The organism is Rubrilithobacter danxiaensis (genome assembly GCF_047272945.1).
GTDB lineage: Bacteria > Bacteroidota > Bacteroidia > Sphingobacteriales > Sphingobacteriaceae > Rubrolithibacter > Rubrolithibacter danxiaensis.
Genome location: NZ_JBKOPS010000011.1, coordinates 1 through 17,051, shown reverse-complemented (window position 1 = coordinate 17,051; position 17,051 = coordinate 1). Strand labels below are relative to the sequence as shown.

Here is a 17,051-nt window from a genome sequence, read left to right as displayed (position 1 = left end):
TGATTATGGCTCGTTTTTTCCGGTTTGTTTTTTTATTCCAAACTATCTTTTTAAGCCTGAGCGCTTTTGGGCAAAACAATGAGCCTAAATTAACTTTTGATTTCAACCATCTCAAATTTGAGCAGGTAGTGACGGAAATTGAATCAGCAACTTTGTATCGTTTTTATTTTGATGAGGCGCTAACCGACGGCCTGGAAGTAACTATACAGGTAAAAGAAAAAACCTTGCCCGAAATATTGCAGCTTATCTTTAAAAATACAGCTATAAAATTTGCTATTGATGATCAGAGTCGTGTTTTTATCACCAGAGGGCAGGCCCTTTCTCTGAATCTTCCCGGTGATTTTTTTGATACATCCTCCAGTGGGACAGATAAAAATGAGTTAGTGCCCATAGCAGGTAATCCTGCAATAAAAAGATCTAAAAGCACAGCAGAAATAAAACTTTACGAGATTGGCAATAAAGGGAAAGCCGGTAGTAATGCTTACGCAACATTAAGCGGTTATATTAAAAATGCAAATACCGGAGAAAGAATTCAGGGAACTTCGGTTTATACCGAAAACCCGTCTGTTGTAACGGCCAGCAATCATAACGGTTTTTATTCTCTTAAACTTCCTGTAGGCCGTAACGAATTAAAAATTAAAGCAGGCGGACTGAAAAATACAAAGCGGCAAATCATTATTTATTCAGACGGGAGACTGGATATTGAACTCGAAGATGAGGTTACTTCGCTAAAAGAAGTAATAGTGCGTGCCGACAGGGATAAAAATGTAAAGGGAGTACAAATGGGTGTGGAAAAACTTGATGTCAAAACCATTAAACAGATTCCGACTGCATTTGGCGAGAGTGATATCCTTAGGGTTGTATTAACGCTTCCGGGAGTTAAATCGGTAGGCGAGGGCAGTACGGGAATGAACGTACGCGGTGGAGCTGCTGATCAGAACCTTGTTTTATTTAATGGCTCTGCTGTTTATAATCCGTCACATTTATTTGGCTTTTTCTCCGCCTTTAATCCTGATATTATGAAAACAGTGGAGTTATATAAAAGCTCTGTTCCTGCAAAATATGGCGGACGACTTTCTTCTGTGCTGGAGGTAGATTCACGAGACGGGAATAAAAAGAAATTTTCAGGAATGGGAGGAATCGGGTTACTTACAAGCAGGTTAACGCTTGAAGGCCCTATAAAAAAAGACAGAACTTCCTTCCTGATAAATGGACGCTCCACCTATTCAGACTGGCTGTTAAAAATTGTTCCTGATGCTACTTTTAAAAAAAGTGCAGCTTCTTTTTACGATGTCAATGCGCAGATAAATCACGATATCAATGAAAAGAATACCTTGTACATGAACGCTTATTTAAGTCATGATCGTTTTCGGTTGGGAGCCGATACAACGTACAGTTACGCAAATAAAAACGGGATATTAAAATGGAAGCATATTTTTAATAATAAACTTTCCGGTGTTTTTTCCGGCGGATTTACTAACTACTCTTATAACGTGGCCGATGATGATAATCCCGTTACTGCTTCCCGATTAAAATACACTATTAACCAAAATAATTTTTCTGCAAATTTCAATTACTTCCCCAATACAAAACATACGGTTGAATTTGGCCTGAGTGGTATTTTTTATAACATTTCTCCGGGATCAAGAAAACCCCTTGGTGACGCGTCACTTATTGCAACTGATATTCTGCAGAAAGAAAGAGCTCTTGAATCAGCCATGTTCGTGTCAGATCAGATTACTATAAGTCCTCATTTTACCGTATATCTCGGATTACGTTATTCCCTTTATAATGCTTTGGGCCCGAAGGATGTTTATCAGTATTTACCGGGTGCATCTAAAACAGTTTCTACTATTACCGACACGTTGAAATACAGCAATGGAGATATTTTGAAAACCTACCATGGCCCTGAGTATCGTTTTTCGGCTAATTACACTCTTTCTCCGTCATCTTCAGTAAAAGTTAGTTACAATCGCCAGCGCCAATACATTCACATGCTTTCCAATACGGTTACTATGTCGCCTACCGATATCTGGAAATTGAGTGATTCGCACATACGTCCTCAGCTTGGCGACCAAATTTCGTTGGGCTATTATCATAATTTTAAGTCTAATACCATTGAAGCATCTGTTGAAGGTTACTATAAAAAGATGAAGGATTTTGTTGATTATAAAAACGGAGCAGTTTTAATATTAAATCATCACATAGAAACGGATATAATAAATGCAGAAGGAAAGGCTTATGGAGTTGAATTTCTGATAAAGAAATTGACCGGGAAACTGAATGGTTGGTTAGGATATACTTACTCACGTTCCCTGGTCCGGGTAAACGCCGAAACGGCTTCAGATATAATAAATGAAGGTCAGTTTTATCCAAGTAATTTCGATAAACCCCACGATCTTACATTAATAAGCAATTACCGGTTTAATCAACGGTTTAGCGTTTCTTTTAATTTTACATATACTACCGGCAGGCCTATTACCCTGCCGCTTGCTAAATATTATGTAAATAATTCAATCCGCATATTGTATTCTAACCGCAACGAATATCGTGTTCCGGATTATTACAGGGCTGATATTGCGCTTAACCTGGAAGGAAATCATAAAGTGAAAAAACTGGCGCATAGTTCCTGGACTTTAGCAGTGTATAATTTAACCGGTCGAAAGAACCCTTTTTCAGTTTTTTATAAAACGGAAGAAGGTAGGATAAATGGCTATCAGCTTACTATTTTCGGTAAGCCTATTCCAACGTTAACTTATAATTTTAAATTCTGACTTAAATGGATAGTAAAATACTGTATCGGTTTTTATCAGGTTTTATTTTACTAATCTTCAGCTATTGTGTAAGTCCTTATGATGTTGAAGTTGTAAAAACAGATAACAGTTTTTTAACAGTAAACGGTTTTATAAACAGTAAAGGAATTACAGAGATTACGCTTTCGCGGACACTAAACCTTTCTGATAGCGGAAAAGCTACTCCCGAAAGTAATGCACAGGTATTTATTGAAGATGAACAGGGTGAAAAAAGCAGTTTAAACGAAACAGGAGCAGGAACTTATTTGTCAGCTTTATTGACTCTTGATAAAACCCGGAAATACCGTTTGTCAATAAAGACCACTAACGGGAAAGAATACGCTTCTGATTTTGTACCGGTATTGGAAACTCCTGAGATTGATAGCATAAGCTGGAAAGTGCAAAGCGATGGACTTCAGATTTATGTGAACAGCCACGATACAAAAAATGCAACCCGTTATTACAGGTGGGATTATGAAGACACCTGGGAATTTACTTCTCTGTATAACTCCGTTCTGATGTATGTACCCGATACGGTAGTAACCCGGACGGATGATATTTACCATTGCTGGACAAGCGACCGCTCAAATGAGATTGATATAAGTAATTCCTTAAAACTGGAGCAGGATATTATTTCTGAATATCCATTACACTTCCTCCCGTCAAATTCTGTAAAACTCCGGTATAAATACAGTATTCTGGTTAAGCAATACGCTCAAAGCGAAGAAGAATACCAGTATTGGGAAACTTTGCAGAAAAATACGGAAAACATAGGTTCCATGTACGATCCGCTTCCTTCCCGGCTTTTAGGAAATATCCATTGCCTTACCAATCCGGATGAAACGGTTATAGGTTTTACAGGCGCTTACGGAGTTACTGAAAAAAGGATTTTTATTTCAAATGAGCAATTGCCTGCGGAATGGGAATATCAAACAGGGTATGAGGATTGCGACGAGCCTATGAAGATGTTCTTAAGCCAGGTAATGCCTTACATTGAAACCGGTCAGTATATTCCCATTTATCCTTTTTTCTCTCCTGCGCCTTTTTTTGTGTTGCAGGGCTATTATATAGGCACAAAAGAATGTACAGACTGCCGCCTTCGGGGAACGAATGTAAAACCTACTTTCTGGCAATAAAGTATTTAACAAGTGAATAGAAATTTTATCTCAGCAGTAATTAATAAATTCAATCGGAAATCGGTTGGCTGCTTTCTTTTTCTAATTTCTTTTATAGCTTGCCTTGATTCTTTCGGACAGACCGATTCTTTAAAAACTATTGCCGGGAGGTTTAACGATTACCGCAGCAAAGAACTGCAGGAAAAGATTTTCGTTCATCACGACCGACCTTTATACCTTTCCGGTGAAACGGTCTGGCTTAAAATCTACTGCGTCGATGCTACTTTTCATAAGCCATTAACCTTGAGTAAAGTTGCGTATGTTGAAATTTTGGATAAGAGTCAAAATCCGGTTTTACAGGCGAAAGTTGCACTGGATAACGGCTTTGGAAAAGCAAGCTTCGATATACCGGAAGAGTTAAGTTCCGGTTATTACACACTCAGGGTTTATACCAGCTGGATGAAGAACTTTAATCCTCAATTTTATTTTCATTCTACTCTCACCATACTGAATACCACAAAAAAACTGGGGCCCGAATTTAGAAAAGAGGATACTGAGTATGATGTTCAGTTTTTCCCGGAAGGCGGTAATCTTGTTAACGGTTTAACCAGTAAGGTTGCTTTTAAAGTGAGCAATTCCGAAGGTAATGGGGTGGATTTTAATGGCGAGCTGAGAACTAAGAACGGGAAAGTCATAACCGGTTTTAAACCATTGAAATTTGGTATGGGACACTTTTTCTTCACTGCCGTGAACGGGGAAGAGTACCAGGCAATCCTCACATTGCCTGATGGAAAAGAAATAGTAAAAAAGCTGCCCCGCGTTTTTGACAAGGGATACGTTATGAATCTGGAAAACCTGGATAAAACGCAGCTACAGGTAACAGTTCGCTCAAACAATCAAACTCATTTAAACGAACCGGTTTATCTCCTTGTACATACACGTAATGTAATTGCTTTAGCAAAAGGAAATTTATTGGAACAAGGCAAGGCAATTTTTAATCTGAATAAAAAGGATTTAGATGAAGGTATTTCACATTTAACAGTTTTTAATAGTAAAAACCTGCCGGTTTGCGAGCGTTTGTATTTTAAAAGGCCGGCAGAAGTGCTGGCAATTTCCGCTAAAACAGATCGGGTTCAATACAATGTGAGGAAAAAAGTTGTGCTTGATATTGAAACATACGGAAAGCAAAACAAGCGTTCTCCTGCAAATTTATCTTTAGCCGTTTATAAAATAGATTCACTTCAATCGGATGCTTCCGCAGATATAACAAGTTTCCTTTGGTTAAACTCCGATTTAAAAGGGCATATAGAAAACCCGCGATATTATTTAAAAAATTCTTCGCCGCAGGCAGATTCAGCTTTGGATAATCTGATGCTTACGCAAGGTTGGAGCAGGTTTAAATGGTATAATGTGCTTTCCGATAAGAATCCGGAATATGAATTTATGCCTGAAATAAACGGCCATTTAATTACAGGGAGAATTACGGATACGCAAACAGGCAAAGCGGCTCACAATATTACAGCCTATTTGTCTGCGCCTGATAAAAAGATAGCGCTTTATAATTCCACAAGCGACGAAAATGGCATTGTAAGATTTGAAACACAGGATTTTTATGGATTTAAGGAATTGATTGTACAAACAGATCTGCGCAAAGACAGCACCTACAAGATCGAACTATTCGATCCTTTTTCAGAAAAATATAGTAAATACGGACTGGAGAGAATAGATGTAGGAGAAAATCAGAAAGCCTTATTGGTTAAACGAAATCTTGGCCTGCAAACTCAAAACGCTTATTTCAATACATACAAACAGCAGTTTAAGATCCCGGTTACAGATTCCGTTCCTTTTTACGGAAAGCCCGATGAGCGTTATTTTTTAGATGATTACACCCGTTTTAAAACACTTGAAGAAGTGTTGCAGGAATATGTAGAAGGGGTTGAAGTTAGAAACCGGAAAGATGGTTACCACATCTGGGTTTATGACCGGCTGAATAAAAGAAATTTCCTGAATGCACCGATGGTATTACTGGATGGAATACCTGTTTTTAATATAAACCCGCTAATGGCTGTAGATGCGCTTAAAATTCAACGCCTGGATGTGCTTACCAATAAATTTTTTCAGGGAAATGCCGCATATGAGGGTATTGCAAGCTTTAGCACTTACCGGGGTGATCTGGCCGATTTTAAAATTAATCCTGCAGCATTGGTAAAAGAATATGAAGGATTACAATTGGAAAGAGAGTTTTACGCTCCGCAATATGATACTCCCGAATCTTTAAAAAGCCGGCTTCCCGATTTGCGAAACCTTCTTTACTGGTCACCGGAAATTAAAACCAAAGGCGAAGAACAAAAAGTGTCATTTTATACCTCTGATGAAACAGGCAAATACCTGGTAGTTATACAAGGGATAAACGCGGATGGAATGACAGGAGCAACTCAAGCCACGTTTGAAGTAAAATAGCAGAATAAGTATTATTTTTTTAAAAACCCGATAACTGCTTTTGAAAATTCAGGAGTCTGACTGGCGTGATCATGATCACCCGGCGTTGTTTCAATTTCCGATCCGGGGATTAATTCAGAGAGTTCTTTTGCAGAACCATTATCACTATCCTGATCACCGGAAATTAACAGCACCGGAATTTTAATTTTTGCTAATTCTGCGGGAGAGGTGCTGGGTTGTTCCTTTTGCTGAAATGCAAGTGATTGCTGATCTAAACCCCGTTGTTTTATTGATTTTATAAATCCCTCCAGTTCTTTTACAGGTTCGCCGCTCAATGCTTTGTAGAACATAATTCGCCGGGGCCACTGCGGGTCGGTAAAGCCGGTACCCATACCACCAAGCACGGCTTTGTGTACATTGTTGTCAAGCACCAGCACACGGGCAGTAATTATCGAACCTCTGGAGTAACCGACAACATCATAATTTTTAATTTTTAAATGGTTAGCAAGGCCGATGATATCTTTGGCTTCTGCATCATTTTCATATCCCTTAGCACTTGTCGGTTTATCGGATTTTCCATTTCCTCTTAAATCCAGGCTTATTACCTTAAATCCATTAGTAATTAAGTCCTGATATAAAGCGCCGTGTTTCCAGCCCTGGCTTGTCCCGGTAAACCCATGAACCAAAATTACCGGTTTGCCTGTTCCCGCAACTTCATAATAGATTTTTGTTCCATCAAACGAAGTAAAGTAAGCGGTAGTAACTTTTTCACTGGTTATTGCGTTTATAGTTTCAGAAAAACATGCCGAATTAATTATCAGCAGGACGCAAAGAAGAACGATTTTTTCTGGAATAGACTTAAGCATAAAATAAATGTATACATTATTCTGTAATTTCTAAAAATGTCAGATTTATTTAAAAGATGGGGAATCTTTTCTAAGCATATAAGAAAATTCTTATCTTGAAATAATCGGCAATTTGATACATCATGAAAAATATAAAAATAGCAACAGCACAGTTTGAAAATAAGAGCGGAGATAAAGCATATAATTTGCAAGTAATTGATCAGCTTTCAGAAAAAGCAGTAAAAGAGGGTGCACAGGTAATTGCTTTTCATGAATGCTCGGTAACGGGATACACTTTTGCCCGTCATTTGTCTAAAGAGCAGATGCTGGATATAGCAGAATATATTCCTGATGGTGACAGTGTTGCTAAACTTACGGCAATTGCAAAGAAAAATAATATAGCAGTTTTAGCAGGCTTGTTCGAAAAGGATAAAGAAGATAAGCTTTATAAGGCATATGTATGTGTAGATAAAAACGGACTGGTTGCTAAGTACAGAAAACTTCACCCGTTTATTAATCCGCATTTAACTCCCGGCGATCAATACTGCGTTTTCGAACTGCTTGGCTGGAAATGCGGTATATTGATCTGTTATGACAATAATATCATTGAGAATGTACGGGCTACTAACTTGCTTGGCGCTGATATTATTTTTATGCCGCACGTTACTATGTGCACCCCTTCAACACGCCCCGGTGCCGGTTTTGTTGATCCGAAATTGTGGTACAACCGTGAGAATGATTCGACTTCCTTAAGACTCGAATTCGATGGACTGAAAGGCCGCGGATGGCTGATGAAGTGGCTGCCGGCTCGGGCATATGATAATGCCGTGTATGCGGTGTTCTCAAATCCTATCGGGATGGATGATGACCAGCTGAAGAACGGTTGCTCGATGATTCTGGATCCTTTCGGGGATGTTATTGCGGAATGTCGTAAGTTGGATAACGACATCGCGATAGCAACCATTACACCTGATAAATTATACGACGCTGGGGGCTACCGTTATAAAAAAGCAAGACGACCCGAGCTTTACCGTGAAATTATTGGACAGGAACACGAGCCTGAGCAGAAAGTAGTTTGGTTAGAGAAAGAGGAAAAAGAAGAAGAAAAAAATGTCTAAAAGTATTCATTAAACAGATAAAACGTTTTTAAATGATAATGCTTTCATTTTTGCATTTTTAAAATTGTAGCAACCGGATGAAAATAAAACATACCCTTGCAGTAATAATAATCTCCACGTTACTTTTTGCATGTAAAAAAACGGAGGAAATTCCTGATACTCCTCAAAATCTTTTAATAGGTACCTGGAAAATTGACAAAGAGTCTTCTGCAGCAACTGAAATTTCCGGGGAAGAAATAGAGCTTGAAAACAGTGTATTGCCTGCTTATCTTAAATTTACCCGCGACGGGCAGTACCAGGTTTGGGATACCGATCACTGGAAGATATCTGATTACGAATTTGCTGATCCCCATCATCTGAAAGTTGCTTCGTTTTCTGCCGATACGATAACTTATAATATTATATACCTGGACAAGAAAAAGCTGGTTCTGCAAGTTACAAGAACCGGTGTTGGCGGGCAAAGCAATTCACAAACCATAACAGGCTACCGTAAATAATTTTTAATTTTTCCTGGCGGCAATCATCATATGCGGACTTAATGCCAGCAATGATCTGTCGGTTTCGGTCATTCGCAGTAAATTCATTATAAGTTCTTTTTTTGCCGGATCAGAACGGGTTTCGAAATAATTTTTATCAAGCCAGATCATTCCTTCAACCGCAAATATATTGATAACTTCCAGTCCGGATTCTATAAATTCTGCTTCCAGCTCCGCTGGCCTGTGGTAATAAGCTTCCGGTAAAATTCCCGGCAAATTTTCTGGCGCATGGTGCCGACCTGAAATTAATTCCTCTTTACACATTTCAAAAAAAGAAGAATCATGAATAATTCCGTTCAGCAAACCTGCAAGGGTAGAGGCTGTATAATTTATCGAGAAACCCAATACAATGCCACCTTTTTTCAAAACTCGTTTAGCTTCCTTTAAAGCGTCTGTGCGGTCTTTTCTATTTTGCAAATGGTATAACGGGCCATGTAAAATCAGTAGGTCCGCAAAATTATCCGGTAAGTCAAGCTTACGAGCCTCTCCTAAAATGCATTTAAAAGAGTTTTTTAATTTCTCTGCTCTTTTACTTGCTTGTTTTATGTGTTTTAAAACCGGGTCAACGAGGTGTACTTTATATCCTTGTTTTGCCAGCCATTCAGAATATGCCCCCGGCCCGCCACCTACATCAATAATTACACCTTTGGAGGGAAGAAAACGGGTTATCAGCTCTTTGTTTCTTTCAAATTCAAGCGGACCTAACCCGAGCTCTAATCTAATCTCTTCTGATGTTTGAGAATAAAATTCTTCAATTGTATAACTGATTAATTTAGGAGATTTCATCGCTGCAAATGTAGCAAGATAAAGAATCTGTGCTCAAAACGAAGTGCATACTTCTTGTTTAGTGTAACGGGTTACTGGCTCTCCCTGTGGTATCGGTATAAGATATGTTACTTATTTAAAAGGCGCTTCAAATTTTGGCTTCGGAAGTGAAAGGTGGATATGGTCAACTTGATTTTTTTTGTAAAATTCCACAATCTCTTTTTGAACACTTTCATCAGGTAACATATCCTCATGCGAAGCATATTCAACAAGAAGATGCTCAGCGTTTGTAAACGACTTTTTAACTTCTACCGCATTAGATGGAGGCGTATTACTGTCCATGGTGCCGCTAATAAATAATGTACTTATACTGCTGGAGAAGGACTTTCTGAAATTATCTCCCAAATCGATATCCCCAAAATAATTCTTTGTATAAATGTCGGGTGTGTTCATAGAATTTCCTAACAATGCCGTTTTACCTTGTTCTTCTATTACCGCATACCGTTCTTTGGTTGCTCCTGATGCTGTGCGCATTACACCAATACCTGAGCTATAATCACTGTTGAATTGGTTATACCGCTTTTCAACATACTCCTGTAACAAACTATAATTGCCTTTATCTATTCCGTGCAAAAGAGCAGGAAAATAAATGAAGTCATAAGAATCCCCGGCATCAAGTCTCAGTATCATCTGAAGCCCAAACTTGCCAACAGCAATATCAATCATTTCATCAGCTTTCTTGTCTTTAATCTGTACATGTACCGGTTCTTTTTCAAGCTTAGCCAAAACTTTTTTTAATAGTGCTATCATATTGGGTACTTGTTTATTGATAGCGGTATCCTGAGCGGCTAAATCAGAAATTTTTTGAAGCTGTGCGTCATATGCAAAAGGCAAATGGTGCATGTCGTTTAACCCAGATGTGCCAATCAACACCATTTGATTAATGAAGTCGGGATATTTTCGTGCAGCCGCTAGTGCAAGATGGGTTCCATAACTGACTGCAAGCAGATTAATTTTAGGCACACCTAATGCTATTCTTATATCATTCAGGTCATCGGCATTCTGAATTGTATTGTACCCTCTGATATCAATATTTCTTACTTTAAAAGTGTCTGCCCCGGCCTTTGAAATGAGATCCGATACTTGTATTATTTTGTCTTTTGATAAAAAGATATCTTTCTTATCAGACAATGGTACTTTGTAAATCAAAGAAGGTAAAGAACTACCCGAACCGCGTTGATCAAGTAAAATAATATCATGGTCTTGCTGCAATTGAAAGATTAGCTTTTGAAAATAATCCTCCTTTATATAATTGATGCCGGACTGTCCGGGTCCGCCTGCCAGAAATAAAATTGGAAAAGACGGATTTTGGGCTTTTGCTTTTAGTTTAAGAAGGGATAACTGGATAGAACGGGAAGTTGCAGATAGTCGATTCTCGGAGACACTGATTTTAGACAGGCTATAGGTAATGCTGTCACCTGTATATGCCTTCATCTTAAATTCACGAAAGATTAATTTTTGTTTTGAAGTGTCTGTTTGGGAAAAACATAACACAGGTATCAACAATAGAGTAAAAGTAATAAATCTACTAATCATTGGAATTATTGCTGCAATCGGTACAAGCTTGTTTTAGCTAACGGCAAACCTTTACTAATTTAACAGAAAGATCTGAAAAGACATAGAGCTTTACAACCAGCAAATAGTAAGAAGTTGATCTTTTAATTCAATGCACTTATTGCTTAAATCATATCATTCGATACTGGAGGCCTTTTAATTCCATATTTCATTCATCTCGGTCAATATAATTGGTTTGCCGTCGGTAACAACAATGGTGTGTTCGTGTTGCGCCATAAATCCTCCTTTATTACCAACCATTGTCCAGCCATCCTCCAAAGTTTCTGCATAGGTGGAAGTCGTTGAAATAAATGTTTCGATAGCCACCACCGAATTTTTCCTGAATCTGGTAAGATTGAACTTATCTTTAAAGTTTGCAATTTCAGATGGCTCCTCGTGCAAACTTCTGCCTACTCCATGTCCTGTGAGGTTTTTGATTACTTTGTAGCCACGTTTCTTCGCTTCCGTTTCTATCAGATGTCCAATGTCCGAAATACGAACTCCGCCTCTTATATTGAAAATTGCTTTATGCAAAATCTCTTTTGAAGCATTTACCAGTTTTTGGTGTTGATGTATATCTTCGCCAAGCACAAATGAGTTCCCGTTGTCCGACCAAAAGCCGTTAAGTTCGGCTGAAACATCAATATTTACCAGATCGCCTTCCTGTAGTATTCTGTTATTGGAAGGAATGCCGTGGCAGAATTCATTGTTCACGCTGATACAAGTCCAGCCGGGAAAACCATAAGTCAAATAAGGTGCTGATTTTGCGCCAAAATCTGCAAGTATTTTTGCACCGTAGTTGTCTAATTGCTTTGTTGATATTCCTGGTCGAGCATAGTCACTCATTTCCTTCAAAGTGCAGGCAACGGCTTCGCTTGCTGCTTTCATGCCGATCAGTTCCGTTTCTTTTGATATTGACATTTTTGTTTTACCTGTTTGTTTATGTTTTTAGATAGCACAGTTTATTTAATATGCTATTTATATCATGAATACAACAAGGTAGTGATTTAAGTTGTAATAATTGAGGACGAAAACCGCAAACCTCTAACCTGAAAACTGCTGTATCGACAGTTTAAACCTCTATTTACAACTCATTTTTTAGTGTTGACTAAAGAATTCAAGCATTGTTGTCAAGGATTTTTCACTATGCATTGCTTCGCCATTTTCAAGCGATTCTTTTGCTGCGGCTGATGCCCTCTTACGCATAGATGTTTCATAAGCAGATATGGCTTCCTGCAAAGTTTTGTATTTGTCTGACGTTAAACAGTCGCTTAATTCCAATGCGTCACGCATAGCCATATTCACACCTTCGCCTGCAAAGGGTGGCATAACGTGAGCCGCATCCCCAAGCATTGTTAGGTTTGGCAAGGCTTCCCAGGTTTGGTCTAAAGGCATACAATATATCGGACGTGGTACGAAAGGCGTTACTGCGTTTTCAAATAGTTCGTGCCATGAGTTGCTCCATTCGGAATACTCTTTTTTAAACCATTCAAGCAACTGTATTTTATCAGAAAAGTTTAAGCCACTATTTTCCACCCAATTTTCAGCTGCTTTGAAACTTGCATAAAAACCAATTTCGCCATTACCTTTTTGTCCCATTAGTATATTCTTTTTATTCCCGAAAGCCATTATTTTTCCGCCATTCAGTAATGCTGAAATTTTAGGTACCGTATTTTTTGCATCATAAATATTGCCTTCAAGCATTGTTACGCCCGAATAAAAGGCTTTTATGTTGGTAATGTACGGGCGGATTTTTGAGTTGGCTCCGTCTGCTGCAATAACAATGTCTGAGTAAACAGAATTTTTGCTTTTGAAATGTAACAGCCAGCCGCCATTTTGTTTGTCCATTGAAATAAAATGACTATTCCAAACAACTGTTTCGGCTTGTAAAGACTCCAAAAGTATTTTTCGTAATGCGCCCCGATCTATTTCCGGGCGAAAATGAGGGTTGCCAAAATTTTCTTCCACTTTCGTTTCGTGGTCGCTATAAAACACTTCTGCATTTTCATTCATTATTTTCTTTCGGTCTGCTTTTGGCAGAAAGTTGTTTTTGAAATCGTTTAACAGATTTGCTTTAATCAGGGCAGCCAAACCCGAATCGTCGTGTAAATCCAGCGGTGAGCCTTGCACACGTGCATGTTTGTTTAAATCACGTTCATATACTTTTACGTTTGCGCCTTTAAGCTGTAAGAGTTTGGCTAATGTCAGTCCGCCCGGACCTCCACCAACAATAGCTATTTTTTTGTTTTGCAGTTTCATCCCCAATACTTTTTTAACGGCACAAAGCTACTTCGGTGCAAGTGTAGAAAATTGTATAAATCGGTCGTTTTGATTTCGCTTCAGTTCTTTTGGTGAAACACCCGAAAGTTTTTTTACTTCTTTGATAAAATGCGATTGATCAGCAAAATTTTGCTGTGGAAATAATTTGCCGTCTTTAATATGATTAAACGAAGCACGAAAACGAAGAATATTACAATATGCTTTTAGTGAAATTCCAAACTGCTGATTAAAATAACGGTTGATTTGCCGGCTGCTCCAGAACACTTTTTCTGAAAGTTCATTTACCGCCAATGCTCCATTTGATGAATAAATAAGGTCAAAAATTTTTTGTTTTCTGTTATCAATTTCTTTTGGTATCAGCGCTTGAATTTTTCGTGAAGCCTTGTTGCAAAACAGGTCAAAGTCGTGTAAGTCGGTTTCATTAAAATTCCAAAAGTCAACAGGTAAATGCTTTGCGTAGTTCAACAAATTGGAAACTGGATCTTGAAAAATATATTCTGTTGCAAGCAGTTTGAAACTTATAGCAAACATAATTGTCTTAGCAGTCAATGTTGCCTGGTCTGCTTGTGTTTCAAGACCCGAAAGTGTGATATGAAAAGGTTCTGTTGCTGATTGAGAGAAAAACAAGTCAATCCTTCCGTCCGGTAAAATTACAACGTCTTTATGGCTGTCTGAATGATTTTTTAACAGCCAGAAATTTTCTACAAAGTCAGCAAGAGACTTGTCGGGTTTGATGAATTTATATTCGAAATCACTGGCCATTATAAAGCACGTTCGTGTTGGGTTGCACTAATGTAATTAAAAAGCAGAAAACTTCGAGCAGTACGTTACACTGGCAATACAAAGCACTTTTCCGCCATTAAGCCCAAATTGCTGTTAGAGGCGAGTTTTTACTGAGGAATTTTTTCTACCAGTATTTCATTTCCTGCTTTGTCGAAGTATGTACAACTCATTTTGTCCATACAAATTTCCCACCTCTCAATTCCTGTGTCAGCACACATTTTAATGAAAGTAAGAAAGTCTGTTTCTCCTTGTTGATGTGCTATTAACTCTGCTTTAAATTTTTCCTTCTTTGCCGTGTCAGCAATCAGTATCGGGTCATACTTTGCTGGCACTTTTGCGGTATAGCCTTTCGCACCGTAATAGTCAATATGCCCATCTCTAACATAGGCTCTGTAATGCGTAACACCTAACGACTTTATTTCCTTGATGTAAGAGGGAAAGTCGGCACCTGATTTAACCTTGCTGTGAGCAGCTTTGATTTGTTCTACTGTAAACATTGTCTTTTAAATTCGATTTGATAAACGATTTGTTGAATTACAATGCAAAGGTGTAACGTCAAACACACCTGTAATTGTAAAAATTCGTTTTCTATCAGAGGCGTTTGAAATTTTTAGGGGTTTGTCCAGTAAAAATTTTGAAGTTCTTGATGAAGTGTGCCTGGTCAAAGAAATTGTTCTCGAAGCAAATTTCAGTGAGTGATTTTGTTTCGTTCAAATTGTCAAGAACAGTATTAAATCGAATAATTGAGGTAAATTTTTTAGGTGTTGTCCCGACAACCTTTCTAAATCGTTTCTCAAACGGACTTTGACTAATGAATAATTTTTCGTTCAGTTCTTTTATTCTAATTGTGCCTTTACTTTGATAGATCAGCTTAACAGCTTCAACAATTAATTTATCTGTCTGAATGTCTTTAAATTGCGATAGTAAAAACTGTTCAACTACTTTTATTCGTTGCTTGTCTGTGGATGCCATTAACAATTTTTCTTCTACCTGACTTATTTGGGCCTTGCCAAAGATGTCGTCAAGCGAAAGGCTTAAATTAAAAAGTTCATTTGCAGGATTAGAAGAAAAATGCCTAAAACCGATTTCGGTAAAGTAAATTAATATTGTGCCGATGTTTGCCGAACTTTTGAAGATTTTGTAGCTGTCAGAAATACCGGTAATTCCTGCCGACTTTAATTTGCTAATAACCTTGCCTTCAACTGATGAAAGTTGTCCCTTATACTGAAATCCAATAACCAGTCCGGAAGTTGGAAAAACCTTGTATTCGCTTTCAACGTCATTCTCCGATACCACGTAATATTTTATGTAGTCCTTTAATTTCTCTGTCGGAAAATATTTGTCAAATTTCATTTCCGTTTGTCAGTGTGAGTGATCGGTAAAATTGCTTATAACGGTTAGTGTTTAAAGGCTGTTGCGGCATTAATAGCACGTCGCTTCCAAGCTAACACTAATTTAATAGAAAGCACTAAGATAACATAAACCGCGTCAGCCGCAATTGCAACAGAGCCCGTGTTATATGCGGTTTTTCTTCTGTCCTTAGAGTTTGATGGAAAGCTCCAAATGCCCACCTAGTCCCAATTCTACAATTTTTTTTAAAGTCGAAAGTCGCACCTCTTTGATGTTATTTTCAATCTTAGAGATATACCCCTTGTTAGTTCCACATTTTTCGGCAAGCTCTTCCTGGGTCATACCTTTTTCAAGTCTAGCTTGTTGAAGCAGAACTCCAAGCTTAAAAGTCTCAAAGCCTTCTTCAAGTTTATCCCGTTTAGCACTCCCCTTCATTCCGTACTGCTCATCTACAAACTGGTCTAAGGTTTTTAACTTACTTTTCTGTTTCATACTCCTTCTTAATTTTAAGCGCTCGTTCAATTTCTAACTTTGGCGTCTTCTGGGTTTTCTTTTGAAAACCGTTCGTCAGCACCATAAGTTTGCCCTCATCTAAAAAGCAAAATATTCTAAAGATGTCACTGCCAAGCTTTACTCTTATTTCGTAAAGCCCGTCTGTACCCTCCATGTGCTTTAAATACTCTTGGGGTACTTGCTGTATGGTTTCAATGAGTTTAAAAGTCCAGATGATTTTGTCTTTTACCTTTTGTTTCTGTTTGATAAAGAAGTCAGTAAAGTATTCCTTGTACAAAATCACTGTTCTGATTTTCTCATTACTTATATGGAACAAAGATAATCAAAGTTGTCCAAATGAACAACTGCATCTGTGGAGTATGTTTGATAGATGTTGTTTAGTGGCGTTAAAATCGCATATAACGTTGAGTGTTTATATTGTGCCCGCTTAAAAGCACCTCCGTTTCGAGCTGCACTAAAGTAACTAAAAAGCAGAAAAGTTCGAGAACCACGTCACTCGGGCATAATTTAAACATGGTGTTAGCTGAAGTTCTTTTATTTAAGTATTAGTACAGGTATCTCCCCACTGATAAAATAAATCCTATTACTCCAATGATAATCACTATTTTCCACATGTTCTTGGAAGCTAACGGTTCTTTGTCTTTAGCAACTTTTAAATAAAATCCACCTAATATTAATGCAAGTGAAGAAAATGATTCTTTAAGTAATTGTTCGAGTTCTGGCCCCATTTGAATAAGTAATTGAATAAAGATTTAGTTATGAGGTTAGTTTTTTTGGAATTTCAGCTAACGTTTAGGCTTGGTGATTTCTATGATTCAAGCAACTAATTTATTGTAATTTTTTTCATATTTTCTATCTTGTTTTACACAGGCAAATACTCGTAGTATTAGCTTGTTCCTTA

Annotated in this window: 16 protein-coding genes; 5 read left to right on the top strand and 11 right to left on the bottom strand. The window is 37.9% G+C overall.

The features are described from left to right. Positions 1 to 5 precede the first annotated feature (5 nt). From ACLCDL_RS14050 to ACLCDL_RS14040, 3 genes are read left to right on the top strand one after another with little or no spacing between them, the layout of a single operon-like run. A complete protein-coding gene (locus ACLCDL_RS14050; RefSeq protein WP_423148989.1) occupies positions 6 to 2,774 on the top strand; it encodes a TonB-dependent receptor in 2,769 nt (922 codons plus the stop codon). A gap of 5 nt (positions 2,775 to 2,779) precedes the next feature. After that, positions 2,780 to 3,928 carry a DUF4249 domain-containing protein gene (locus tag ACLCDL_RS14045; RefSeq protein ID WP_423148988.1) on the top strand — a complete coding sequence of 383 codons (1,149 nt, stop codon included), beginning with the start codon at positions 2,780 to 2,782 and terminating at the stop codon, positions 3,926 to 3,928. A gap of 12 nt (positions 3,929 to 3,940) precedes the next feature. Beyond that, positions 3,941 to 6,367, top strand: a complete 2,427-nt coding sequence (locus ACLCDL_RS14040) for an MG2 domain-containing protein (protein WP_423148987.1) — start codon at positions 3,941 to 3,943, stop codon at positions 6,365 to 6,367. Between the two features lie 11 nt (positions 6,368 to 6,378). Here ACLCDL_RS14040 and ACLCDL_RS14035 read toward each other — a convergent pair whose 3' ends face one another. Beyond that, positions 6,379 to 7,212: an alpha/beta fold hydrolase gene (locus ACLCDL_RS14035; protein WP_423148986.1), complete on the bottom strand. Its 834-nt coding sequence runs from the start codon at positions 7,210 to 7,212 to the stop codon at positions 6,379 to 6,381. A 122-nt stretch (positions 7,213 to 7,334) separates the two neighbouring features. Here ACLCDL_RS14035 and ACLCDL_RS14030 point away from each other — a divergent pair, with 122 nt between their 5' ends. Both ACLCDL_RS14030 and ACLCDL_RS14025 read left to right on the top strand, forming a co-directional pair. Further along, on the top strand, positions 7,335 to 8,309 hold the full coding sequence (locus tag ACLCDL_RS14030; RefSeq protein ID WP_423148985.1) for a nitrilase family protein: 975 nt from the start codon (positions 7,335 to 7,337) through the stop codon (positions 8,307 to 8,309). Positions 8,310 to 8,386: 77 nt separating this feature from the next. Further along, complete coding sequence (locus tag ACLCDL_RS14025; RefSeq protein ID WP_423148984.1) at positions 8,387 to 8,806, top strand: hypothetical protein; 420 nt, start codon at positions 8,387 to 8,389, stop codon at positions 8,804 to 8,806. Positions 8,807 to 8,809: 3 nt separating this feature from the next. Here ACLCDL_RS14025 and ACLCDL_RS14020 read toward each other — a convergent pair whose 3' ends face one another. The 10 genes from ACLCDL_RS14020 to ACLCDL_RS13975 all read right to left on the bottom strand — a co-directional run bounded on the left by ACLCDL_RS14020 (position 8,810) and on the right by ACLCDL_RS13975 (position 16,878). Then, positions 8,810 to 9,631, bottom strand: coding sequence for a class I SAM-dependent methyltransferase (locus ACLCDL_RS14020; protein ID WP_423148983.1), 822 nt, complete (start codon positions 9,629 to 9,631; stop codon positions 8,810 to 8,812). A 111-nt stretch (positions 9,632 to 9,742) separates the two neighbouring features. Beyond that, entirely contained in the window at positions 9,743 to 11,104 is a 1,362-nt protein-coding gene (locus tag ACLCDL_RS14015) for an alpha/beta fold hydrolase (RefSeq protein WP_423148982.1), read from the bottom strand. 276 nt (positions 11,105 to 11,380) lie between these two features. Next, a complete protein-coding gene (gene map / locus ACLCDL_RS14010; protein ID WP_423148981.1) occupies positions 11,381 to 12,145 on the bottom strand; it encodes a type I methionyl aminopeptidase in 765 nt (254 codons plus the stop codon). A 177-nt stretch (positions 12,146 to 12,322) separates the two neighbouring features. Continuing rightward, entirely contained in the window at positions 12,323 to 13,483 is a 1,161-nt protein-coding gene (locus tag ACLCDL_RS14005) for an FAD-dependent oxidoreductase (RefSeq protein ID WP_423148980.1), read from the bottom strand. A 27-nt stretch (positions 13,484 to 13,510) separates the two neighbouring features. After that, positions 13,511 to 14,266 (bottom strand): DUF6597 domain-containing transcriptional factor, encoded by a 756-nt coding sequence (locus tag ACLCDL_RS14000; protein WP_423148979.1) that lies wholly within the window; start codon positions 14,264 to 14,266, stop codon positions 13,511 to 13,513. A gap of 128 nt (positions 14,267 to 14,394) precedes the next feature. After that, on the bottom strand, positions 14,395 to 14,784 hold the full coding sequence (locus ACLCDL_RS13995; protein WP_423148978.1) for a DUF1398 domain-containing protein: 390 nt from the start codon (positions 14,782 to 14,784) through the stop codon (positions 14,395 to 14,397). Positions 14,785 to 14,878: 94 nt separating this feature from the next. After that, positions 14,879 to 15,640: a helix-turn-helix domain-containing protein gene (locus tag ACLCDL_RS13990; protein WP_423148977.1), complete on the bottom strand. Its 762-nt coding sequence runs from the start codon at positions 15,638 to 15,640 to the stop codon at positions 14,879 to 14,881. A 186-nt stretch (positions 15,641 to 15,826) separates the two neighbouring features. After that, a complete protein-coding gene (locus ACLCDL_RS13985) occupies positions 15,827 to 16,129 on the bottom strand; it encodes a helix-turn-helix domain-containing protein (RefSeq protein ID WP_423148976.1) in 303 nt (100 codons plus the stop codon). Then, a complete protein-coding gene (locus tag ACLCDL_RS13980; protein ID WP_423148974.1) occupies positions 16,113 to 16,433 on the bottom strand; it encodes a type II toxin-antitoxin system RelE/ParE family toxin in 321 nt (106 codons plus the stop codon). The genes ACLCDL_RS13985 and ACLCDL_RS13980 overlap by 17 nt, the downstream gene beginning before the upstream one ends. A gap of 262 nt (positions 16,434 to 16,695) precedes the next feature. After that, positions 16,696 to 16,878, bottom strand: a complete 183-nt coding sequence (locus tag ACLCDL_RS13975) for a hypothetical protein (RefSeq protein ID WP_423148973.1) — start codon at positions 16,876 to 16,878, stop codon at positions 16,696 to 16,698. Positions 16,879 to 17,051: the final 173 nt, after the last annotated feature.